General features: G+C 65.9%; 23 protein-coding genes and 1 pseudogene. 5 read left to right on the forward strand and 19 right to left on the reverse strand.

The window, feature by feature from the left end:
- The 12 genes from RTI28_RS15450 to pvdM form a co-directional block, all read right to left on the reverse strand.
- Entirely contained in the window at window positions 1-1,968 is a 1,968-nt protein-coding gene (locus RTI28_RS15450) for a hypothetical protein (protein ID WP_316921245.1), read from the reverse strand.
- A 135-nt stretch (window positions 1,969-2,103) separates the two neighbouring features.
- Window positions 2,104-3,024, reverse strand: a complete 921-nt coding sequence (locus RTI28_RS15455; RefSeq protein WP_316921246.1) for a metal ABC transporter solute-binding protein, Zn/Mn family — start codon at window positions 3,022-3,024, stop codon at window positions 2,104-2,106.
- Window positions 3,021-3,920 (reverse strand): metal ABC transporter permease, encoded by a 900-nt coding sequence (locus RTI28_RS15460; protein WP_316921247.1) that lies wholly within the window; start codon window positions 3,918-3,920, stop codon window positions 3,021-3,023. The genes RTI28_RS15455 and RTI28_RS15460 overlap by 4 nt, the downstream gene beginning before the upstream one ends.
- Window positions 3,917-4,669, reverse strand: a complete 753-nt coding sequence (locus RTI28_RS15465; RefSeq protein ID WP_316921248.1) for a metal ABC transporter ATP-binding protein — start codon at window positions 4,667-4,669, stop codon at window positions 3,917-3,919. The genes RTI28_RS15460 and RTI28_RS15465 overlap by 4 nt, the downstream gene beginning before the upstream one ends.
- Window positions 4,666-5,580: a metal ABC transporter solute-binding protein, Zn/Mn family gene (locus RTI28_RS15470; RefSeq protein WP_316921249.1), complete on the reverse strand. Its 915-nt coding sequence runs from the start codon at window positions 5,578-5,580 to the stop codon at window positions 4,666-4,668. Before RTI28_RS15470 ends, RTI28_RS15465 begins: the two co-directional genes overlap by 4 nt.
- 17 nt (window positions 5,581-5,597) lie before the next feature.
- Window positions 5,598-6,164 carry a DUF6162 family protein gene (locus tag RTI28_RS15475; RefSeq protein WP_316921250.1) on the reverse strand — a complete coding sequence of 189 codons (567 nt, stop codon included), beginning with the start codon at window positions 6,162-6,164 and terminating at the stop codon, window positions 5,598-5,600.
- Window positions 6,161-6,484, reverse strand: coding sequence for a hypothetical protein (locus RTI28_RS15480; protein WP_316921251.1), 324 nt, complete (start codon window positions 6,482-6,484; stop codon window positions 6,161-6,163). Before RTI28_RS15480 ends, RTI28_RS15475 begins: the two co-directional genes overlap by 4 nt.
- The gene (locus tag RTI28_RS15485; RefSeq protein WP_316921252.1) at window positions 6,481-7,026 is read right to left on the reverse strand and encodes a thiamine pyrophosphate-binding protein; all 546 of its coding nucleotides are present in this window, start codon (window positions 7,024-7,026) and stop codon (window positions 6,481-6,483) included. The genes RTI28_RS15480 and RTI28_RS15485 overlap by 4 nt, the downstream gene beginning before the upstream one ends.
- On the reverse strand, window positions 7,023-8,225 hold the full coding sequence (locus RTI28_RS15490) for a PepSY domain-containing protein (RefSeq protein ID WP_316921253.1): 1,203 nt from the start codon (window positions 8,223-8,225) through the stop codon (window positions 7,023-7,025). The genes RTI28_RS15485 and RTI28_RS15490 overlap by 4 nt, the downstream gene beginning before the upstream one ends.
- A gap of 272 nt (window positions 8,226-8,497) precedes the next feature.
- Window positions 8,498-9,358 carry a formylglycine-generating enzyme family protein gene (locus RTI28_RS15495; protein WP_316921254.1) on the reverse strand — a complete coding sequence of 287 codons (861 nt, stop codon included), beginning with the start codon at window positions 9,356-9,358 and terminating at the stop codon, window positions 8,498-8,500.
- A 14-nt stretch (window positions 9,359-9,372) separates the two neighbouring features.
- Window positions 9,373-10,668, reverse strand: a complete 1,296-nt coding sequence (locus RTI28_RS15500) for an aminotransferase class V-fold PLP-dependent enzyme (RefSeq protein ID WP_316921255.1) — start codon at window positions 10,666-10,668, stop codon at window positions 9,373-9,375.
- Window positions 10,669-10,685: 17 nt separating this feature from the next.
- Complete coding sequence (gene pvdM, locus RTI28_RS15505) at window positions 10,686-12,038, reverse strand: pyoverdine-tailoring dipeptidase-like protein PvdM (RefSeq protein WP_316921256.1); 1,353 nt, start codon at window positions 12,036-12,038, stop codon at window positions 10,686-10,688.
- A 285-nt stretch (window positions 12,039-12,323) separates the two neighbouring features.
- On the opposite strand from pvdM, the gene RTI28_RS15510 reads away from it, so the two are divergent.
- Complete coding sequence (locus RTI28_RS15510; protein WP_316921257.1) at window positions 12,324-12,767, forward strand: hypothetical protein; 444 nt, start codon at window positions 12,324-12,326, stop codon at window positions 12,765-12,767.
- Window positions 12,768-12,822: 55 nt separating this feature from the next.
- On the opposite strand, the gene pbpG is transcribed toward RTI28_RS15510, so the two are convergent.
- The 3 genes from pbpG to RTI28_RS15525 form a co-directional block, all read right to left on the reverse strand.
- Complete coding sequence (gene pbpG, locus RTI28_RS15515; protein WP_316921258.1) at window positions 12,823-13,746, reverse strand: D-alanyl-D-alanine endopeptidase; 924 nt, start codon at window positions 13,744-13,746, stop codon at window positions 12,823-12,825.
- 259 nt (window positions 13,747-14,005) lie between these two features.
- Window positions 14,006-14,188, reverse strand: a complete 183-nt coding sequence (locus RTI28_RS15520) for a hypothetical protein (RefSeq protein WP_316921259.1) — start codon at window positions 14,186-14,188, stop codon at window positions 14,006-14,008.
- A gap of 96 nt (window positions 14,189-14,284) precedes the next feature.
- Complete coding sequence (locus RTI28_RS15525) at window positions 14,285-14,638, reverse strand: hypothetical protein (RefSeq protein ID WP_316921260.1); 354 nt, start codon at window positions 14,636-14,638, stop codon at window positions 14,285-14,287.
- Between the two features lie 173 nt (window positions 14,639-14,811).
- Between RTI28_RS15525 and RTI28_RS15530 the strand changes: the two genes are divergently transcribed.
- From RTI28_RS15530 to RTI28_RS15545, 4 genes and pseudogenes are all read left to right on the forward strand, one after another.
- Window positions 14,812-15,624 (forward strand): shikimate 5-dehydrogenase, encoded by an 813-nt coding sequence (locus tag RTI28_RS15530; RefSeq protein WP_316921261.1) that lies wholly within the window; start codon window positions 14,812-14,814, stop codon window positions 15,622-15,624.
- A gap of 126 nt (window positions 15,625-15,750) precedes the next feature.
- Window positions 15,751-16,597: pseudogene (locus RTI28_RS15535) on the forward strand (IS3 family transposase).
- 355 nt (window positions 16,598-16,952) lie between these two features.
- Entirely contained in the window at window positions 16,953-17,195 is a 243-nt protein-coding gene (locus RTI28_RS15540) for a hypothetical protein (RefSeq protein ID WP_316921262.1), read from the forward strand.
- Window positions 17,192-17,977, forward strand: a complete 786-nt coding sequence (locus RTI28_RS15545) for an exodeoxyribonuclease III (RefSeq protein WP_316921263.1) — start codon at window positions 17,192-17,194, stop codon at window positions 17,975-17,977. Before RTI28_RS15540 ends, RTI28_RS15545 begins: the two co-directional genes overlap by 4 nt.
- Window positions 17,978-17,998: 21 nt before the next feature.
- Here RTI28_RS15545 and RTI28_RS15550 read toward each other — a convergent pair whose 3' ends face one another.
- The 4 genes from RTI28_RS15550 to RTI28_RS15565 all read right to left on the reverse strand — a co-directional run bounded on the left by RTI28_RS15550 (window position 17,999) and on the right by RTI28_RS15565 (window position 21,358).
- Window positions 17,999-18,673: a class I SAM-dependent methyltransferase gene (locus tag RTI28_RS15550; RefSeq protein WP_316921264.1), complete on the reverse strand. Its 675-nt coding sequence runs from the start codon at window positions 18,671-18,673 to the stop codon at window positions 17,999-18,001.
- Window positions 18,674-18,697: 24 nt separating this feature from the next.
- Window positions 18,698-19,363, reverse strand: a complete 666-nt coding sequence (locus RTI28_RS15555; RefSeq protein ID WP_316921265.1) for a M24 family metallopeptidase — start codon at window positions 19,361-19,363, stop codon at window positions 18,698-18,700.
- A 104-nt stretch (window positions 19,364-19,467) separates the two neighbouring features.
- Window positions 19,468-20,007 (reverse strand): YbhB/YbcL family Raf kinase inhibitor-like protein, encoded by a 540-nt coding sequence (locus RTI28_RS15560; RefSeq protein ID WP_410478996.1) that lies wholly within the window; start codon window positions 20,005-20,007, stop codon window positions 19,468-19,470.
- Window positions 20,008-20,053: 46 nt separating this feature from the next.
- A complete protein-coding gene (locus RTI28_RS15565) occupies window positions 20,054-21,358 on the reverse strand; it encodes an MFS transporter (protein ID WP_316921266.1) in 1,305 nt (434 codons plus the stop codon).
- Window positions 21,359-21,523: the final 165 nt, after the last annotated feature.

Raw genomic sequence — 21,523 nt, forward strand, 5'->3', positions numbered from 1 at the left:
TCAGGGCGCGGACAGCGGACGCAGGGTACCGTCGGCCTCGCTGGTGAAACAGTTCTCGGTGCCTGGCAGGGGCACCAGTTCCTTGAGGCCGCGCCCTTCGTCGAGGCTCTTGACCCCATGGCAGTCGATACTCATGCAGCCGCTGACCAGATGGGTCAAGGACGTGAGGGGCAGCAGCCTGCCGGTCTGCGCGCGGTATTGCGAGGCATCGAACAGACAGCCGGAAAAACGCATGCTCTGGATGTATTTCGAGGTGATGAGGGTAGCGTCCGGATCGAAATCATTCGCGAAGTGAAACCGGCAATCGCTCACCGACAGCGCCTTCAACCAGGCCGGGCCGCCGTGATAGCAGTCCAGGCGCAGCAAGGAACACTCGCGAACGCCGAGCGTCGAGCGACGACCGCCCACCACGGTGAGCGCCAGGTTGCTGATCGTCTCGAGATGCAGCCGGTACTGCAGGTGCGTTGTCTGGCCGGAGGCCGCGCCCAGCATCTGCACGACGACCTTGCCGGAAAGATTGTCGATGTTTCTCAGGGTGATCGAGGTCGGATCGACCGTTTCGGCGTCATAGGGCACGAAGCGATAGTCGAACAGCAGGTTTGCCCTGTCCCGGGAAATCGTCTTGACGTTTTCGATGGTGATGTCCCGGGGCGCCTTGAGCCGGCGGCGTTCGTTGTACTCATCGCCACCGATGGCGAGGATCGAGCAGGCGCCCTTGCAATACACCAGGATGTCGCGAATCACGATGGACGTCGGCAGGGCGTAGACATTGGGCTGGTCGGTCGCCTTGATGGCGCTGTCGGCCAGGCTCAGGATGGTGGCGACGCGGCCTTCGTCGGTCAGCGAGGACATCAGCAACTGGCAGTTTTCGATCACCACCCGCCCGCGCAGTTCGCCATAGTCGGGGCGCATCGAGACCGCGCCGCCGCCTTTGGAGGTGAAGACGCAGTTCCTCACCGTGAGGCAGGCGTCGGGCGCACCCGTACCGATGGAAATGCCGCCGCTGAAGATCCGGCAGTTCTCGATGGTGATGTCGGCCAGATTGAAATGCCCGTGCACGCCGTACAGGTTGCTGTTGGTGATGCGAATGTCGCGGGAGTGGTTGCCGTCGATACTTCTCCAGCCGGTATTGGAACTGACATTGTCGAAGTGCACCTTCAAGGCATGGCCGAGCATGATGTCGTAGCGGACCTTTTCAGCGACGCCCGGTTCGTTGTTGGGGTTGCCGTAACCGGGCGTATGAGTGTGCTCGAAGGTGACGTCGTAGCACTCATGGCAACCGATCATGGCGTAGTAGGTGGGGGTATCCGTGTCGGGCGCGCTGTGGGTCATGCTGAAGTTGATGACCGAAACCAGATCGCGTCTGACCTGGAGCAGATAGTTTGCGGTCGGATGCCTGAGGATCTCGAACTGCGGGCAGACGAAGGTCAGGCGTCTGTGCGGCAGGCGGCGCAAGGTCAGGGTGACGGTCTCGACATTGCGGTAGTCGTGGTTCAGCGCGTAGGCCAGGCGCCCATGTTTTTTCATCAGGGAAACCGTGCCTTTGCGCTGCGTGCTGCTGCCCAGCGAGCGATAGACATAGATGGCGTTTTCCCCCTCGCTGTCGATGCGCACGTAGGCGTTCTCGAAGTCCTCGATCAGCTCGTCGTCCAGCACGCCGCGCAGGCTGGACTGCAGTTCGACCAGCGCGCTTTTGTCGAACAGCGTGATCCTGCGCTGGTTCTGATCCAGCCAGTCGCGGGTATGGGCGATGGTGAGGCAGGCGTCGTCGATGACCAGGGTGGCCTGGGAGAAGTCACAGTCACAGGTGATGGTGACGTAGCCGCTGATCCTGAAGCGCCCGCAGGCCACGACCTTGCCGCCGTTGAGGGTGGCATGCTCGATGGTCCTGCGAAACGCCTGGGTGTCATTGGCCAGACCGTCGCCGACGGCACCGAACGACCTGACGTCGTGAAGGTAATCGCTCATGAGGTGACGTCCATCGACTGGGGATGTCAGTCAGTCTAAGAAGCGAGTCGTGCCCTGCCAGCTGGCTGTTCTGTCAGTTGTCGTGCCGTGCGGATCGCTCTAGATTATCGGGTTGCGCAGGACGGCCATCGCGCATCAGCCCTTGGCCGCCACCAGCGCTTCCACCACCTGCGCCACCCCGGCCTTCAACCCCGCCACGCTGTCCGCCGCATCGGTATCCACCACCACCAGCTTCGCCCCGGACGCCGCGATCACCTCGGCCACCGCCTGCGGCGGCTGCTTGTGGTGCAGCACCAGCGCCACGTCCTGGCCTTTCAGTTCATCGCCCAGGTGCTTGAGCTGTTCGGCGCTCCACTGTTCGTCCGCCACCTGCGGGTGATCGATCAGGTCCAGGTTCAGCCCGCCGATCAGGTAGCCCAGGCGATCCGACAGGTTGACCACGCTGAGGTTGTCCGCCGCGGCCAGTTTCGCTTCGCTGCCGGCGCTGAGGTCGAGCAACTGGCGTTTGAGCCCGGCCAGGTTGGCCTGGATCTTCGCCTGGTCGGCCGGCGACAGGCGCCCGAGGTCGCTGGCCAGGACATCGGCCATGCGCCCCATGTTGGTCGGGTTCAGCCAGGGGTAGGCGGCGATGACGTTGTTGCCCTGCACCGCGATGCCCGGCAGGGCACCGTCCACCGGGCGCGCGGCGTCGATCTCGACGATGCGGATATTGCTGCGCCGCGCCACCGGGTACAGCGGGTCGTCGCTCCAGATCGAGCGCAGGCCGATCACCGCGTCGGCCTTGCCCGCGGCCTTCTGCAGGCTGGCCGCGCCGCGCCCGCTGAAATACGAGGGCTGGCGGCTGGCCGGGAGGTTGTCCGGCGCTGCGCGCTGCAGCTTCACCGAGGTGCCGTCCAGCAGCAGGCTGCCCAGGGCATAGGTCACCGGCAGCGAGGCCAGGACGGTGATGCCGGCGCCTTGCTGCGCCGCTGCTTGTGCGGCGGGTGCGGCCTGCGCGGCGAGGGGCAGGCCGGCCAGCAGCAGGGCCAGGCTCAGGTGCTTGAGGGTCGAGTTCATGCCGGGTTTCCTTGCAGGCGTGGAACCAGGCCGCGGGCCAGCGCGGCAAGGGCGAAGAAGCTGCCGGCGACCAGGATGATCGCAGCGCCCGAAGGCACCGGCAGGTCGAAGACGATGGGCAGGAGGATGCCGATCAGGGTGCTGCAGGTGGCGATCAGCACCGAGGTGAAGAAGAAGCCCTTCAGCGACTGGCTGACCAGGCGCGCCGCGGCGGCCGGAATCACCAGCAGGGCGCCGACCAGGATCGCGCCGATGACCTTCACCGCGGCCACCGTGACCAGGGTCACCAGGACCACGAACAGGTAGTCCAGGCTCTTCACCGCGACGCCGCGCACCGCCGCCAGCTGCGGGTTGAAGCTGGCCAGGATGATGCGGTTGTACAGCGGCAGGGCCAGGCCCAGGACCAGCGTGCCGACGATGCCCAGCACCACCAGGTCGTGGCCGCTGACGGTCAGCACCGAGCCGAACAGCACGTTCTCGAGGATGTGCACGTTGATCTTGCCGGCCAGCATCAGCAGCAGGCTGGCGCCCAGGGCCAGGGACACCGAGAGGAACACGCCGATCAGGGTGTCCGGCGACAGCCCGGTGCGATTGCGCAGGTAGTTGAGCAGGATGCCGAACAGCAGGCAGTAGCCGAACAGGCTGCCATAAGGGCCGGTATAGGGTTCGCCGAGGAGGATGCCGATGGCCACGCCGGTCAGCGCGGCATGGCCCACCGCCTCGGAGAAGAAGGCGAAGCGCTTGACCACCACCAGGGTGCCGAGGCCGCCGAGCACCGGGCCGATCATCAGGCCGGCGAGCAGGGCGTTGATCACGAAACCGTAGGCCAGCGCCGCTGGCAGGTAACCGGCGGCGGCCCAGCCCTGGATCAGCAGGCGGAATTCTTCGTAGCTCATCGGGCGGTGCTCTCGCTGCGCGGGTGGATGGAAAACAGCCCGAGCAGGCGCTCGGGGGTCAGCGCTTCCTTCGGTGTGGCGTCGAACAGCACCCGCCGGCTGAGGCCGGTGACCCGGTCGGCGAGGCGCGCCACGGCTTCCAGGTCGTGCTCGATCCACAGCACCGTGGTCCCGGCCTGGCGCCATTCGCCGAGCAGGCGCTCGAACACCTGGACACCGGCTTCGTCCAGTGCCGACATGGGCTCGTCCAGCACCAGCAACTGCGGGGCGGGGATCAGGCCCTGGGCCAGCAGCACGCGCTGGCGCTCGCCGCCGGACAGCGCGCCCATGCGTCGCTTGCGCTTGTCCTGCATGCCGACCCGCGCCAGCGCCGCGTCGATGGCCGGCGCCGCGTGGCGCGACAGGCCGAGGAAGGCCGGGCGCTGCTGGCACATGGCGGCCATGAAGTCGTCGACGGTCATCGGCAGGCCGCGGTCGAACTCCAGGGCCTGCGGCACGTAGCCGATCACCTGGCGCTCGTCCGGCCAGCCCAGGGCCAGGCGGCCCTGGTGCGGCATCTGCCCGAGCAGGGTCTTGATCAGCGAGCTCTTGCCGCCGCCGTTGGGCCCGACGATGGCGTGCACGCTGCCGGCAGCGACCTGGAAACGCACCTGGTCGAGGATGCGCGTGCGCCCGAGGGTCAGGTCGATGCCATCGAACTCGATGGACGGGCCGCAGGGCGCGGCGACCACGGCTTCGGCGACGGTCATGCCTGGTTCTCCTTGATCGCGCGGACCACGGTGTCGAGGTTGCGCTTCATTTCCACCTCGTATTTCTCCCGGGTGTATTCGCCGTAGGAAATGTGCGTCAGCGGATAGAGCTTCACCCCCGCCTCGCGCTGGATGGTCTCGACGTAGGCGGAGGGGAAGTCCATCTCCGAGAAGATCACCTTGACGTTCAGCGCATGCAGCTGGTCGATGGTCTTCTTCAACTGCGCCGGGCTCGGTTCGATGCCGTGGGCCGGTTCCACCACGGCGGTGACTTCCAGGCCGAACTCGCGCACCAGGTAGTCGTAGGCGGCGTGGATGGTGGCGACCTTGAACGACGGGTTGGGCGCCTCGGTCAACTGCGCCAGGGCGTCGGCGCGCAGCTTGCGCAGGCGCTTGGCGTACTCGCGGGCGTTCTGGCTGTAGTACCTGGCATTGTCCGGGTCGAGCTTGCCCAGTTCGCGGGCGATGTTGTTGATCTGCGCGATGCTGGCGCTGATCGACAGGAAGGTATGCGGGTTGACCACCTTGCCGGCGCCGCGGGCGGCAATGCCGGTGGCGGCCAGCAGCGGTACGTTGGCGTTGGACTCGATGGTGGCGATGTTCGGCTTCTCGCTGGCGGCGATCATGCGGTCGGCGAAGTCGTCGTGGCCGATGCCGTTGAGCACCACCACGTCCAGCGAGCCGATGCGCTTGATGTCCTCGGCGCGCGGCTCGTAGGCATGGGGGTTGAAACCGGCCGGAATCAGCGGCACCACCTCGGCGCGGTCGCCGACGATATTGCTGACGTAGCTGTAGTACGGGTGCAGGGTGATGCCGATGCGCAGCGGCTTGCCATTGTCGGCGATGGCCAGGGCGGGCAGGGCAAGGGCGACGAACAGGCTGAAAACACGGACGAGGACGGAGCGAAGCATGGGCATTCCTTGGCGGGTCAGTGCTGATGCTGGCGGGTCACACCGGCGTCATAGTGGGCGGCGATCTGCTTCCAGCCGGCGGCCTGCAGGGCGTCGGCGGAGTGTTCGGCGGGGAGGACAGGGTTGGCGTCGCGGTTGAGCCACACATCGGCAACGCCGTCGTGGGCCGCGGGCACCAGCAGGAGGAAGCTGCCGGCGATCTCCGGGTGCGGGCTCAGGCCGAGGTAGACGGCGTCGACCTGGCGCCACTGGTGGCCGCCGCGGGTCACGCTGCTGGCGTCGGCGAGAAACGGCGCGAAGCCTTCCGCGGCGAGCAGCTCGACGCTGACCAGGCCGGGCTCTTCGGCACGGCGCGCCTGGATCTCGTCGAAGGCCACCCGCAGGTCGGTGTAGATGCCTTGCTCGGCGGCATTCAGGTCGCGCCGGGCATCCAGCTGGTGGGCCGCGATGGACGGTTCGTCCTCGCGCTCGCCGCGCAGGCTGACCACCGTGGCGGCCAGCACCAGGATCAGCAGGGCGACCAGGGCCACATAGAGGGTTTCATGCCCGGCGCCGGCCGGGCGCACGACCTGGACCCGGCTCATGGCTCACCGATGTCGGCATGGTCGATTTCCACGACGTGGCCGGGGCCGGCGTCGAACAGTACGTAGAACTCGCCGGCGGGGCGCTTGAAGGTCAGGGTCGAGTCCTCGCCGAGCTTGCCCGGGACCAGGATGGTCTCGTCGTAGCCGATCACGTCGAGGGTCACCCCCGGCGCGCCGCTGCCGTCGGAGAAACCGCCGGTGCACTTGATCTGGTCGCCCGCCAGCGGCTCGCACTGGCACATCGGGTTGTGCGCCAGGGCCGGACCGGCCAGGCCCAGCAGGAACAGCGGCAGGGCGAGCCTGCCGGCCTTGAACGTCATGGTTTGCCTCCTTGTTTGTCGAGCCAGGCGAGGGTCGCGGGGGATGCCTTGGCCAGCGGTACCGCCGCCTGGTGCATGCTGCCGTCCCAGCCTTCGAGGGTGATCCACAGTTCGGCGTCGCTGCGGGTGCGCGGCGGTACCGGCAGGCTGGTGCCCATGCGGTACGGCGTGCCGAAGAAGATCGTGCCGGCGGCGCGCAGGCTGCGTGGCTTGCCGATGCGCAGGTAAGCGGCCTTGACCTCGCCGATGCAGGCCTGGCACAGCGCCAGGTTGAAACTCTTGAAATACCCGGCCGGGCCGTTCGGGCGCGGCGCTTCGTCGAACAGTTCGGCCAGGCTCACCTGCCACGGGCCGACCTGGATGTTGTCGATCGGCGTCGCGCCGAGGCCGGCCTCGCCGCGGAACATCTTCATGTCGGCGAAGTAACTGGGCATGAAGCCGAGCGGGATCAGCAACAGCAGGATGTTCAGGTGGAAGCGCCACTTCAGCCACCACTGCTTCAGGGGCGAGGGGGCGGCGACGGCGTTGTGTACCTGGCTCATGGCTGCACCTCCGTGGCGCTGTCCTGGCCGAGCTTGCGTGCTCGCGCCGGTCTGTCCGCGCGCTTGAGCGCGGCGGCGGTGGCCTGGGCGGTGCGCTTGCTCCAGATGAGCAGGCCGCTGAGGACCATCATCGACAGGAGCAGGCCGAAGAAGGCCCAGATCAGCTTGATCGTCAGGCCGCCGAAGTCACCGGTGTGCAGCGGGCGCATGGATTCGGTGACGAACTCCAGGGCCGAGCGGTCGGAGACCAGGAACGCGGTGTCGATGTTTCTGGTGTACGGGTTGACGTTGACCGTCTGGAACATCAGCGGATACCAGCCGCGACCGCCCAGGTAGAGGTGGCCATAGGCGTTGCCGGGCATCTGCACGAAGCTCACGTCCAGGCCGGAAATCTGCGACGTGGCGATGCGCGTGGCCTCGTCGACATCGATCCGCGCCACTGGCGCGCGGCTCTCGGAGCGCGGCACGTCCTCGCGGGCGATCACCGGCACCACGGGCTCGGTGGAGATGCTGATGTGGTTGTCGGCGAGGATCGCCTGGATCAGGAACCAGGTGCCGGTGATCGAGATCACCGCGATGAACCAGATCGACCAGATGCCGCTTAGGCGGTGGAAGTCGCCCCAGAAGATCCGCGGGCCATGGTTGAAGCGCAGGGTCGGCTTGAAGAAGCCCTTCCAGAAGCGCTTGTACACCACCAGGCCGGTGACCAGCGAGGCCAGCATCGGCAGGCCGAGCAGCGACACCAGGTACCAGCCCCAGCTGTAGCCGTTGGTGAACGGCACCAGCCACCAGCCGTGCAGGGCGCGGGTGAAACTCTCGAAGTTGAAGTCCGGACTCTTGCCCTGGATCGCCCCGGTGTACGGGTTGACGTAGAGGATCGGCGCGGTGCCGTCGGGGAAGGTCACGGCGACGTTGAGGGCGAAGTGCGAACCGTCGGGCTGGCTGATGTAGCGCACGGCCATGTCCGGTTCGGCCTTGTGCAGGGCGTCGAGCACCTGCTGGAAACTCAGGCGTTCGGCGGCGTCGTCGGGCTGGCTGGCGCGCACGTCGGGGTTGGCCAGCCAGACGATTTCCTGGCTGACCACGGCGAGGGTGCCGGTGACACAGACGATCAGCACGAAGAACCAGATCGGCAGGGCGAGCCAGCTGTGGATCAGGAACCACAACCTGGATTTGGACTTTTTCGATTGTTGGGCCATTGCATCAGTCTTGTTCGTAAAAAGTGGGGTCGAGCCAACGCTCAACCTGGTGGCTGCACTTATAAGGACGGATGAGAAACGGAAAACCGTCAGAGGAAATGTAAGAAAATGCTTCAGAGACGGTTTTTCATACTCATTTGCGGAGCCGTCCGGCAGCTCCCGAATGACTGATGTGCTAACTGCGGTCCTCCAGGTTTCAGTAGCCAGGGCCGCAAAGCGGCCCCATTTCTTGTTCGAACGAATCCTGCGGGAAAAAATTTACCCCCGGCCCCTCAAAGCTCCCGCGCCACCCGGAAGCCCAGCCAGTCCCCGCGCGCCTCCGGTCCCGCGTTGTTGCGGTTGCCCGAGCGCGAGAAGATCGGCGCCTCGCCCCAGTCGTTGCCGCGGATGCTGACGTTCTCGCAGTTCGCCTCGGTCCAGGCGCTGCCGTCGGCGGGGGCGCCGGCGTAGCTGTCGTGGTAGCAGTCGGCGACCCATTCGTAGACGTTGCCGTGCATGTCATGCACGCCGAAGGCGTTGGCCGGGTAGCTGCCCGCCGGCGAGGTGTAGCTGTAGCCATCCTTCGGTCCGTAGACGTTGGCGTTGCGGCTGATCTCGTACTCGGCGTCCGGGTCCAGCGGGAACGGGAACGGCCCGCTGCTGCCGGCGCGGGCGGCGTACTCGCGCTGCGCCTCGCTGACCATGCGGTAGTGCTTGCCGGTCTTCTTCGACAGCCAGGCGGCGTAGGCCTGGGCGTCGTACCAGCTCATGCACACCGCCGGCTGCTTCGGACCCTGCTTGTAGCGCGGCTTGCTGGCCTTGCACTCGCGGCCCGGGCGGGTGTCGCCGTCGGCGATCTTCACTCCGGATTCGCGGACATAGGCGTCCCACTCGCCCGCGGTGACCTGGAAGCGGCTGATGGCGAACGGCCTGGCGAAGGTCACCGGGTGCAGCGGGCCTTCATCCGCCTGGCGGCCCAGTTCGTCGTCCGGCGTGCCCATGGTGAAGGTGCCGGCGGGCAGCACGACCATTTCCGGGCAGGCGCTCTTGCAGTCGCGAAACACCGTGCCGGGCTTCTGCTCGGCGGCCATGGCCGACAGGCTGGTGGCGGCCAGCAGCGCGGCCAGGGTCAGGCGGGGAAGGGTAAGCGTCATGGGCAGGGCCTTATTCAGAGTTTCTTGATCAGCAGGGCCGTGGCCCGATCGATTTCCTGCTCGTCGTTGAGCAGGCCCGGGGCCATGCGGATCACCGGGCCGACATCGCGGTCCACGGCATCGGACATGACCCGGTTGTCCACCAGGTAGGCGGCGATGGCATCGGCGTCGCGGTCCTGGATCCGGAAGAAGGTGAAGCCGGCGGAAAACTCGCCGCTGCGCGGGGTGACCAGCTGGATCCGCTTGTGTTCGAGCAGGCGTTCCTTGAGCCGGTCGTTGAGCTGGTGGATGCGCGCCTGCACCTCGGCCTTGCCCAGTTGCAGGTGCAGCTCGAAGGCCTTGCCGGCGGCCCAGCGGTGCTCGAAGGCGTGGTAGCCGCCGGGGGTCATGATGGTGGCGAAGTCTTCTTCCTGGGAGAAGGTGGCGATGGTCGGGGTCAGCGGCCCGAGCTTCTCCGAGGCGGCGCAGATGATCCCGGTGCCGCGTGGGCCGAACATCCACTTGTGGGTGCCGGAAATGAAGTAGTCGCAGTTGAAGTCGGCGAAGTTCATGTCGTCGACGCCGAAGCCGTGCACGCCATCGACCACGTAGATGATCCGCCGCGCTTCGTCGCGGTCGCGGTTGTGGCGGCGGACGATCTCGCCGATCTCGCCCACCGGCAGCTTGACGCCACTGCCGGAGTGCACCCAGGTCATGCCCAGCACGCGGGTTTGCGGGCGGATGGCCTGGTCGATGGTGGTCAGCACCTGGTCCCTGGAAATGTCCCAGGGGTTGTCGAACAGGCGCAGCTTGCGCACCTGGGTGCCCTGGCGCTGGCTGCGGAACGCCAGGCTCCTGTGGGTGGAATAGTGCTCGTGCTCGGTGGTGAGGATTTCCTGGTCGGCGGCGACGTTCAGACCGCCGTAGATCATGCCCAGGCCCTCGGTGGTACTGCCGGTCAGGGCGATCTGCCGCGGGCGTACCGCCAGGTAGCGCGCGGCCCACTCGCGGACCTCGCCTTCGCGATTCCACTCGTACTGGCTTTCCCAGTCCATCAGCGCCGCGGGGTTGTGGTCCAGTTCGCGGCGGTAGTGGTCGATGGCGTCCTGCACCGGGCGCGGGTGGGCGGTGACGAGGAAGTTGGCGAAGTGCGCGGTATCCGGGTCCAGCGGGAACAGGGCGCGCAGCTGGCGCCACTTGTCCGGGCCGCTGAACGCTGTGCTGGCGGCGGCCGGCGCGGTGTGTTCGGCGGCGTTGGCCAGGGTGCTGGCCAAGGGCAGGCCGGCACCGAGAATGGCGGCCTGCTTGAGAAAGGTACGGCGGTCGGTCATGGCGCGAGCGGTCCGGTTCAAGGCGTGAGGGTGGCGACAGGGCGGGCGCTTTTCTGCACCTGTTCCCAGACCCGCAGGAAGTTGCCGCCCCATAGCTTGGCGATGTCCGCCTCGCTGTAGCCGCGGGTCAGCAGTTCGGCGGTGATGTTGCGAATCTCGCTGACATCCTTCCAGCCGGCCAGGCCGCCACCGTCGTTGAAGTCCGAGGCGATGCCGACATGGTCGATGCCGACCTTCTTCACCGCGTAGTCGATGGCGTCGCCGAATTCCTTGAGGCCGGCCTTGGGCTCGGCCTCGACGATGCCGTACAGGCTGCTGGCGTATTCGCCGAAGCGCGCCTCGGGCCAGATGGCGATCACCGCGTCGCCCGGCATCAGCGCATTGGCCAGGCCCTGCAGGGGCTGCAGGTCGAAGCGCGCGCGCAGGGCCTCGAGCTGTTCCAGGCTCGGCTTGCTCAGGGGCTTGATGTAGGTGGGGAAACCGACGATCTGCACCACGCCGCCGCTGTCCTTGATCAGTTGCAGTTCCTTGTCGCTGAGGTTGCGCGGGATATCCACCAGCGCTCGCGGCGCCGAATGCGAGGCTACCAGCGGCGCGCGGCTGAGGCGGGCGACCTCTTCCAGGGCCAGGGTCGACATCTGCGAGACGTCGATGATCACCCCCAGGTCGTTGAGCCGGGTCACCGCCTGTTCGCCGATCGGCGACAGGCCGCCGAGGGCATCGGCGGTGTCGTTGAAGAATGGCAGCGGCCGCGACGAATCCGACCAGGCGTTGTTGCCCACGTAGTTGAAGCCGAACATGCGCATGCCGCGGGCGGTCCACAGGTCCAGCTGGGACAGGTCGCTGCCCAGCGGGTAGGCGTTGAGCATGCTGATGAAGATGGCGAACTTGCCTTCGCCGTGCAGGCGGCGGAAATCGTCCGGGGTGTAGGCGATGCCGACCTGGTTGGGGAAGTCGCGGACCATGCCGCTGATGATCTGGTAGCGCACTTCCTGCTGCTTGCGCGCCTCGTCGACGAAGCCCGGGGTTGGCCGGTGCGGGGCGTTGGGGCCGTTCCACAGCTCCGGCCAGCCGAAGATGGTCAGGGCTGCGCCGGACAGGCGTCCGCGGCCGGCCTTGACCAGGTCGAACTGGCCCGGACCGTCCTTGTCGGCCTCGTGGCCGGCGCTGCCGAAGTCCAGGGGCACGGTGATGTGGCTGTCGAAGGAAATCATGTGCTCGTGCAAGGCATTGGCCTGCTCGACGATCTTGCGCGGGTAGCCGGTGTCTTCCTGCCAGTACAGCCAGCCGGCGGCAGCGGCGCCGATGCCCACGGCGAGGGCCAGCGGCAGGCCGAAGTACAGGGCTTTGCGGGAGCGGGGTCTGGTCATTGCCATCTCGGTCGCGATTCAGGTGGGCAGTGGTCGGGTGTCAGGGGAAGGACGAAGTGGGTGGGGGGAAATTTACCGCTGGTTCGGCCGTTGTGGAGACCCTTGTGGGAGCGAACGGCGGCGCAGCCGTCGTGACACTGCCATCCCGAGCAGGCCTGACACAGCCGGGATAGCGCCTTTGCGGCCGCTTCGCGAGCAAGGAGGCGTTTTGTGCAGGACCATTAAAGATCCCTCGCTGACGGCCGATGGCCTGTTTGGATCCCATATTTCAGGACGTTTTTTCTCATGGCCGATTACCTCAAGGCGCTGGCATCGAATTTGTCGGTGGCCGGCACCCTCAGCAACGTCACCAACAAGACCAATGTCGCCTCCGATCCTTCGGCGGTACCGGAAGGCACGGTGCGCGGCGACATGTCGAAGCTGCGCAGCGAAGGCGCGCCGGCAGCGACCAAGGCGTCCACCGCCGAGTCCAGCGAGTCGCAGGAAATCAAGCAACTGCGTGAGCAGGTCAAACAGCTGCAGCAGCAGTTGGCCGAGCAGCAGAAGCAGCTGCAGGCCGCGATGGCGAGCAAGGGAGACGAACAGGCCAAGGCGGTGCGCGTGGCCGCGGCCCAGGCTGCCGTGGCGACCGTCACCGGCCAGTTGTTGCAGGCGACGTCGGCGCTGATGCAGGCGCTGACCGAAGCCGGTAACACCACCGCCGGTGGTTCGGTGAGCACCACTGCCTGAGTTTTCCGCAGGCAAAAGAAAAGGCCCGGCTGTCACGCCGGGCCTTTTGCTTTTCTCAATCCACCTGCGGCCGGTTCTGGCTGCGCTCGGCCTTGTAGCGCACCGCCACCGCCGGCGCCGGCTTGGTGGCGCCGGTCTCCAGCCATTGGCGCATGCGCGAGGCATCGGCGAAGTGGGTGTACTTGCCGAAGGCGTCGAGGATCACCATCGCCACCGGACGGTTGTCCATCCGGGTCAGCAGCACCAGGCAGTGCCCGGCATCGTTGGTGAAGCCGGTCTTGGTCAGCTTGATGTCCCAGTTCGGCTTGTTCACCAAGTGGTCGGTGTTGCGAAAGCCCAGGGTGTAGTTCGGCTTGCGGAAGGCCACGGTCTTCTCGCGGGTGGTGCTCAGCTCGCCCAGCAGCGGGTAGTTGCGCGCCGCCAGGAGCAGTTTGGTCAGGTCGCGGGCGGTGGACACGTTGTTCGGCGACAGGCCGGTCGGCTCGACGTAGCGGGTGCTGGTCATGCCCAGCGCCCTGGCCTTGGCGTTCATCGCCTTGATGAAGGCGCCGTAGCCGCCCGGATAGTGGTGGGCCAGGGTCGCCGCGGCACGGTTCTCCGAGGACATCAGGGTGATCAGCAGGGTCTCGCGGCGGCTCAGTTCGCTGCCCAGGCGCACGCGCGAATAGACACCCTTCATTTCCTTGGTCTGGGCGATGGTCATGGTCAGCGTCTCGTCCATGGACTGCTTGGCGTCGAGCACCACCATGGCGGTCATCAGCTTGGTCACCGAAGCGATCGGGCGAACCATGTCGGGATGGCTGGAATAGAGCACCTGGTTGGTCTGCAGGTCGACCAGCATGGCGCTGCCGGAGGCCAGGTGCAGCTTGGACGGGTCACGTTGGGCCTGGACGGCGGGTTGGGCAACAGCGGTCGAGGTAACGCCGACGGTGCCAGTGAGCAACAGCAGCAGACTGAGAATCGAAAGAGAGGTTTTCACGTAGGTGCTCACTAAAAGAGGGTATGTCGTTGGCAGTGCAAGGATTTTTATTTTTCTAAGCGTGACATTCTGGAGTATGGCTGGGAACCTGTCGATTGCCGTCCGGGGCTTAGTTCGAATATGAATAATCTTTAATTGCCGTTCACCGCTGCGAGCCTAAACAACCGCCGTTGCGTTGCGTGCACCCAATAAAAAGCCCCGCCATGAAGGCGGGGCAAGGGGAGGTGTGCGGAGCAACGCACAAGGAAAGAGGGTCGAGTCAGGCTTCGAAGGACTCAGGGGCGATATCGCGCACCCGGGCCTGGGCAGCCGGCAGCGAAGTGATCGGGCCGCCGACCTTTTCGCCATCGCGCACCAGGTACCAGCAGACCAGCAGGCCGACTTCTCTCAAGGCGGGCGGAACTGCGCTGCCGACAACGGACATGATGCTGATCGTGGCCATGTTGCTTACTCCTGCGGGACTCATGGCTCGTACCTTAAACGTCGATGCGGCCTGCGTGAAATCAGTGTTCTCAATAGTGGTCATTGATGAAATCCACTACCAGCGCGCAGGTCCGTAATAGACCGGCGGCGGGCCGTAGTAGCGGCGGTAGTGCGGTGGCGGCGCCGGCACATAGCGTTCCACCACGGGGTACGGCTGGTAGTACACCACCGGTGCCGGCGGCGGCTGGTAATACACCGGCGGCGGCGGGGGTGGCGGGTAGTAGTAGGGCTGGCGTTCGACGACCACGGTGCGGTCGTGGCCACCGGATACCGCGGCACCGACCACGGCACCCACGACAGCCGCGCCGAGCACCGGGCCCGGTCCCCAGCCACCACCATGGGCGGAGGCTTGTCCGGACAGGGCCATGGCACCGATCAGCAGGGCGATACCGGGGATATGACGGTTCATGTGGACTCCTTGCAGGGCATAACACCGCCCGCATGACGGGTCGGGGATACCACTATGACCAGTATTTCAAAAGGTTTCGCCAGGGCGCTGGGTAAAGGTTTTGTAAGGGCCGATCAGCGGTCGTTGGCCGGCTTGGGCATACTGGGGGCTTTCGTGGTTTCCAGGAGTCCGTCATGACCCCCAGCAAAGACACCGTCCTGTGCATCTCCCTGGCCGGGCGCCCCGGCACCTTCGGCGTGCGCTTCCACAATCACCTCTACGCGCAACTGGGGCTGGACTACTACTACAAGGCCATGAGCACCGCCGACCTGGCGGCCGCGATCGGCGGGATACGCGCCCTGGGCATTCGTGGCTGCGGGGTGTCGATGCCCTACAAGGAAGCCAGCATCGCCCTGGTGGATGAACTGGATCCGTCGGTGGCGGCGATCGATTCGCTGAATACCATCGTCAACAGCGATGGCCAGCTGAAGGCCTACAACACCGACTACCTCGCGGTGCGCCAGCTGATCGACGAGCACCGACTGGACCCCCAGGCGACGTTCGCCCTGCGCGGCAGTGGCGGGATGGCCAAGGCGGTGGCCTGTGCGTTCAGGGACGCCGGTTTTGCCCAGGGCACCATCGTCGCGCGCAACGAGGACGCGGGGCGGCGTCTGGCCGGGAACTGTGGTTATCAATGGCGGGCGGAGTTGGGCGAGCTGCGTCCGGCGTTGCTGGTGAACGTCACGCCGATCGGCATGGCCGGTGGCGCCGAGGCGCAGCAACTGGCCTTTGCCGAGGAGGCGATCGAGGCGGCGCGGGTGGTGTTCGATGTGGTGGCGATGCCGGCGCGCACGCCGCTGATCGTGGCCGCCGAGGCGCGGGGCAAGCAGGTGATCAGCGGGTTGGAAGTGATTGCCTTGCAGGCGCTGGAGCAGTTCGTGCTGTACACCGGGGTGCGGCCGACGCGGGAACAGGTGGAGCGGGCGGTGGCGTTCGCGCGGGGTTGAAGCGTTGCGAGTTCTTTTGTGGGAGCGAGCAAGCTCGCTCCCAGGATAAGGAGGGTCACTCTGTGCTGGTCTAATGGCTCCGGACACCTCAATTAGGGAGAATCCCCCTACTGAGGAGTACCCCCGATGACCAAGAAGTACAGAAGATTCACCACCGAGTTCAAACTCCAGGTCTGCAAGATGATTGTTGATCAAGGCCTGAGCGTGCGGAGCTGGGATAGGCAATCCGCTGACCAGTGAACAGCAGCGAATTCGCCAGCTTGAGCAGCAAGTCCGAGAGCTGAAGATGGACAACGACATACTAAAAAAAGCTACGGCCTTCTTTGCCCGCGAGTTGAAGTGATCCATGAACTGGTTCGCCAGCTACAAAGCAAGGCGTTCCCGGTGACGCATGTCTGCCGGGTGCTGCGGATCAGTCGTTCGGGCTTCTATGAGGCCCGCCAGCGACAAGCGAAGCCCGAGTCCGTCTGCCCGATGGGCGTCAAGCTTAAAGCCGCTTTTGCGTCATCTGGAGACTGCTATGGCAGCCGCCGTCTGGTGGGCGCGTTGCGTCAGGAGGGAATGTCCGTAGGCCGGTTCAAAGTTCGCCGCTTGATGAAGCAGTACGACTTGCGCTGCGCCTGGAAGCGCAAGTTTGTTCATACCACCACCAGTAATCACGACTTGCCGATAGCTGAAAACCTGCTCAACCGTCAGTTCATGCCAGAAGGCATCAACCAGTCCTGGGTCGCAGATATCACTTACATCCGAACGCGCAGCGGATGGGTGTACCTGGCGGCCGTCATGGATCTGTTTTCACGCAAGATCGTAGGCTGGTCCATGGCGCCTCACATGCGTGCCGAGCTGGTGTGCAGCGCCATGCAACTGGATCAAGGATGTTACCGACTATATCGTGAAGTTTTACAACCAGGATCGACTGCATTCGACCCTGGGCTATCTACCGCCCAACCAGTATGAGCGGCAAATAGCCTGAGCTCCCACATTGCGGTGTCCGGAAAAAGTTGACCAGCTCAGTCAGGTTCGGCTCGGTATCGCGTCGTACCGACAAGGCGAACAACCATGGCCTGTCAGGCATAGGTACGTTGCAACAAATGTGGGAGCGGATTCATCCGCGATGCGCCGCGCGGGCGGCGCTCGATCTGGAGGGCACTACAAGGCCCAAGACAGGCACCTGGCCGCCTTGATGTGGCTCCCCGCCAGACCATCCGATTTCCTGCCTGTCGCTGGCCAGCCAACCCCCACAAGGTTCTTGGCCCGACAAATGGCAGATTGAACGCCATCCCCCAAAAAGGCTCTGAACCGATAAGCACCCAACCGGACACACAGCCATGAACGACAAAGCGCAGCGCCCGCAACTCAAGGCCTGGCACGACATGCTGCTGGACGACGGCTACCGCCTCGACTCGCCGGACGCCTGGCACGCCAGCCTGCTGCGCGGTGCCGAGGAACTGCTCAGCAGCGGCGTGGTGGACTGGGACGAGTACATGGCACTCAAGGCGCTGGCCAACAGCGCTCATGCCCGCGCCCTGGAAGACGCCCTCGACGCACGCCTGTCGGACCCTGACGCATGAAAGCCCTGAAGATCGCCACCTTCAACATCAACGGCATCCGCGCCCGACTGCCCAACCTGCTGGCCTGGCTGGAGCGGGAACGCCCCGACATCGCCTGCCTGCAGGAGCTCAAGTCCGTGGATTTCCCCACGCAGCAGCTGGCGGACGCCGGCTACGGCAGCCTGCATGTCGGCCAGGCCGCGTGGAACGGCGTGGCGATCCTGGCCAGGGGCGCCGAACCGCTGGAGATCCGCCGCGGCCTGCCGGGCCTGGAAGACGACAGCCAGAGCCGCTACCTGGAAGCCGCCGCCCATGGCGTGGTGGTCGGCTGCCTGTACCTGCCCAACGGCAATCCACAGCCGGGACCGAAGTTCGACTACAAGCTGGCCTGGTTCGAACGCTTCATCGAGCACGCCCAGGTGCTGCTGGACAGCGAGCACCCGGTGGTCCTCGCCGGCGACTACAACGTGGTGCCCACCGATCTCGACATCTACAACCCGCGCTCCTGGCTCAAGGATGCGCTGCTGCAGCCGCAGAGCCGTGCCTGCTACCAGCGCCTGCTGGACCAGGGCTGGACCGACTCGCTGCGCCATCTGTATCCCGACGAGCGCCTCTACACCTTCTGGGATTACTTCCGCGAGCACTGGCCGAAGAACTCGGGCCTGCGCATCGACCACCTGTTGCTCAACCCGGTCCTGGCGCCGTACCTGAAGAGTGGCGGGGTCGACGCCTGGGTGCGCAACGAGGCCAAGGCCAGCGACCATGCCCCGGCGTGGATCGAGCTGGGGCCCGGCAAGCGATGAAATCCGGCGTTCGTGGCCCGCTCAGGCGACGCTGGCAACGAGCAACAGCGAGGCCGGCCTGCCCGTTATCGGGTGCAGCGGTTCGCCGAGGCCTTGCAGACGAAAACCACTGTCGCCGAGCAGCGTCACCCAGCTTTCCAGGGTACGGAAGTACCAGGGCGCCGGATCGCTGAAGGCTGTGTCGAAACCGGCCCAGGAACCCTCGCGCCAGCCATCGGCGTAGGGGTCATCGCCACAGGCGACGTGGGGATGCAGGGTCTGGATCAGCAGATGGCCGCCGGGGTTCAGCACCCGCGGCAGGCTGGCGAGCAGGTGATTCAGTGCTTCGGCGCCGAACAGGGAAAAGTTGCACGCCACCAGGTCCACCTTGCGCGCCGGCGCTTGCCGGCTGAACGTGGCGTAGTCCAGGCAGTCGTAGTCTCCCGCCGGGTCGACGGCCCGTGCGGCGTCCACCAGGCTGGCGGTGGCATCCACGCCCCAGGCACGGATGCCCCAGGCGAGCAGGGCGCGACACAGCCAGCCCTCGCCACAGCCCAGGTCGAGTACCGTGCGCGGCCGCCGGGCGTCGATGGCAGCGAGCAGGGCGCGGTCGGTGACCAGGCGCCGGCTTTCGATCTGCGCCTCGCGCACGGCGCTGATCCACGGATCGGCGTTGGTCTGCCAGCTGGCAAGAATGCGTGCGTCTTCGTTCGCCATGGTGTCCTCCGCGACCGCCTGCCGTCAGGCCAGCAGGTCTTCGTAGAATGCCCCGTAAGGTTTGCCCGGATGGGCGATCTGGATTTCCAGGATCCACAGGCCTTCATTGGGCTGCCCGGCGAAATCGCCGAGGTCGCCGGCGCGGTAGAGGGCATGGGGGAAGTCGCTGACGCGGTGGCCCTTGATGTCGAGGTTGAGGGTCCAGCCCATCGCTTCGGCCTGGTGATAGGCGTAGTCGTACAGCTCGACACCGCTGCAGCCGCTGGCCCGCCAGTGCGCCTCGACACGCTGGTACAGGGTTTTCGCCGCCGCCGCGCAGGCGATCATCTCCGGATCGTCGCCGACGGTGAAGGTTGCCCCGGCGTCGCCTTCATGGCCTTTCCAGACGATGCCCACGTCGATGAAGAAGATATCGTTCTCGCCCAGTTGCGGATCGCCGTCGGAGCGCTGGTTGAAGCCTTTCAGGGTATTGGCGCCGAAACGCACCAGCAGCGGGTGCCAGATGCGTTCCATGCCCAGGTCGGCAAGGCGCTGCTTGCCGAGGCGGTTCGCTTCGCTTTCGGTCATGCCCGGACGGATCAGCGCGGCGATCGCGTCCACGGCTTCCCAGGTACGGGCCTGGGCGTATTTCATCAGGTCCAGCGCGTAGTTCGCGCCGGTGGCTTCCTTGGGATACACGGCGGTGGTCATGGGGCTCTCTTCTGTGAGGGGCTCGAGGTGGAGTGTTTCGCTGTACAGGATTGTATATAGCGGTGGCAAATTGCAATGCCTGGTTACATCTGCGTCGCCAACCCTCAGTGCCCATACACCCCGACAATACTCATCCCGCCCAGCGCATGCCCCTGCAACGCCTTCAGCAACCCCTCCCGGTCCAGCCCCTCGGGCAGGCTGCCGGGCGCCAGGTCGGTGGCGATCAGGGTCAGTGCATAGTGATGCGGATTGTCCCCGGCGGGCGGGCAGGGACCACGGTAGGCGGCATCGCCGCGCACGTTCTTGCCAGTGCTGAAGCCCTCGCTGGCACCCTCGACCAGTTGCCCCTTGGCCGGATCGATGTTGTAGGCCACCCAGTGCGACACGCCCAGGCCCTTGGCCCCGTCGGGATCGAACATGAGCAAGGCCACCGAGCGGGTGCCCTGCGGCAGGTTCGACCAGCTCACCTGTGGCGACATCTGCTTGCCCTTGCCGCAATGGGCATCGGGACCGATCTGCGAGAGCGCAATGCGGCCACCGTCGTTGAACGAGGTGGAGTGGATCGACAGCGGCGCCGCCTTCACGGCGCCGGCCAGGGCCAGCAGCGCGACCGCGCCTGCCAGCGAAGGGAATCTGTTGCGCACGGCGGTTCTCCTTCGAATGATCTCCGGGAACCGCAGTGTAGACGCCTCAGTCGACGCCGGCGCGAGGCGTCGGCGGGTTGACCGCGTGCTCGCCCATGTCCACCGGCGGATGCTCCTGGGCGGCATGACGCAGGTCGTCGGTCACGCGCAGTTCGGCACCGGTCGGCGAGAAGGTCGCCGAAGGCACGAACGGCGCCGGATTGGCCGGCACCGGACGCTTGCCGCGGCGCCACAGGAAGAAGCCGACCATGCTCAGGTTGATCAGGGCGAAGGCCCAGAACAGACCGTCCTGGCCGTAGCTGTTCATCGCCGGCGAAATCGCCAGCGGGCTGAGCGCCGAGCCCAGCGAGTTGATCAGCAGCATGCCCTGGATCATCGGCACCAGCGCTTCCACCGGCGCGCGGTCGGCGGCGTGGCTGACCGACACCGGATAGACGGCGAACACGCCACCGCCGAGCAGGAACAGCATCGCCGGCAGCAGCACCGAGCTCGGCGGCAGCAGCAGGATGATCACCGACAGCACCACGCAGAGCAGACCGAGGGCGATCAGCACATCCTGGCGGTCCTTGCGGTCCGACCAGCGGCCCACCGGGTATTGCAGGAGCATGGCGCCGAGGATGACCCAGGCCATCATGTTGCCCACTTCGCCGACGTCCAGGCCGATCCGTTGCAGGTACAGCGGCAGCAGGGTGTACACCGCGGCGATGGCCACGCCGGAGCCGAAGCAGCCGACCAGGCCGGTCGGGGTGACGCTGAGCAGTTGCCGTGGTCGCAGCGGCTCGACGTGCTCCAGCAGCGGCGAGACCCGCGGCAGGATGACGATCGGCAGCACCGACAGCGCCGCCAGCATGCCGGCGACCATGAACGGTGCGGTGCCGCCCCAGCCGGCGATTTCGCCGAGGGCCGCCTGGCTGAGCACGCCGGCGCCGTAGAAGGAAATCATGTACAGCGCCAGCAGGCGGCCGCGGGCCTTGGTATCGCCGGCCATCAGCAGCCAGCTCTCGATCACCAGGAACACCCCCACCGTGGCCCAGCCGTTGATCAGGCGCAGCACCATCCAGCCCCAGGTGTCGACGAACAGGCCCTGGGCGAGGATGGTCACCGCGATCAGCGAGGCGAAGCTGCTGTAGGCGCGGATATGGCCGATGCGCAGGATCAGGCGATCATTGAAGATCGCGCCGAGGGTCAGGCCGATGAAATAGGCCGAGGAGACGAAGCCGATCATGGTGGCCGACTCGCCGGCTTCGTCCAGGCGCAGGGTGGTCAGGGAAGACAGGAAGCCATTGCCCAGGGCCATGATGAACAGGCCGAGCAGGGGTGCCAGCGCCATCGCCAGCAAACGCGGAGACATACGTACCTCAAAAGTCGATTGAACAGCGGACAGACACCCTCGGGACGCGCGCGCATGTCAGCCGGACCGTTGCGGACCGGGGCTGCTCATCTTGTTGGGGTTGTCGCTGCTCGATGCGATGAGGCGAAAAGGGGCGGCGAATTCTACTGGGTTTGTGGGGGCCGC

Origin of the sequence: Pseudomonas sp. zfem002 (assembly GCF_032621685.1) — a bacterium.
Lineage (GTDB): Bacteria > Pseudomonadota > Gammaproteobacteria > Pseudomonadales > Pseudomonadaceae > Aquipseudomonas > Aquipseudomonas japonica.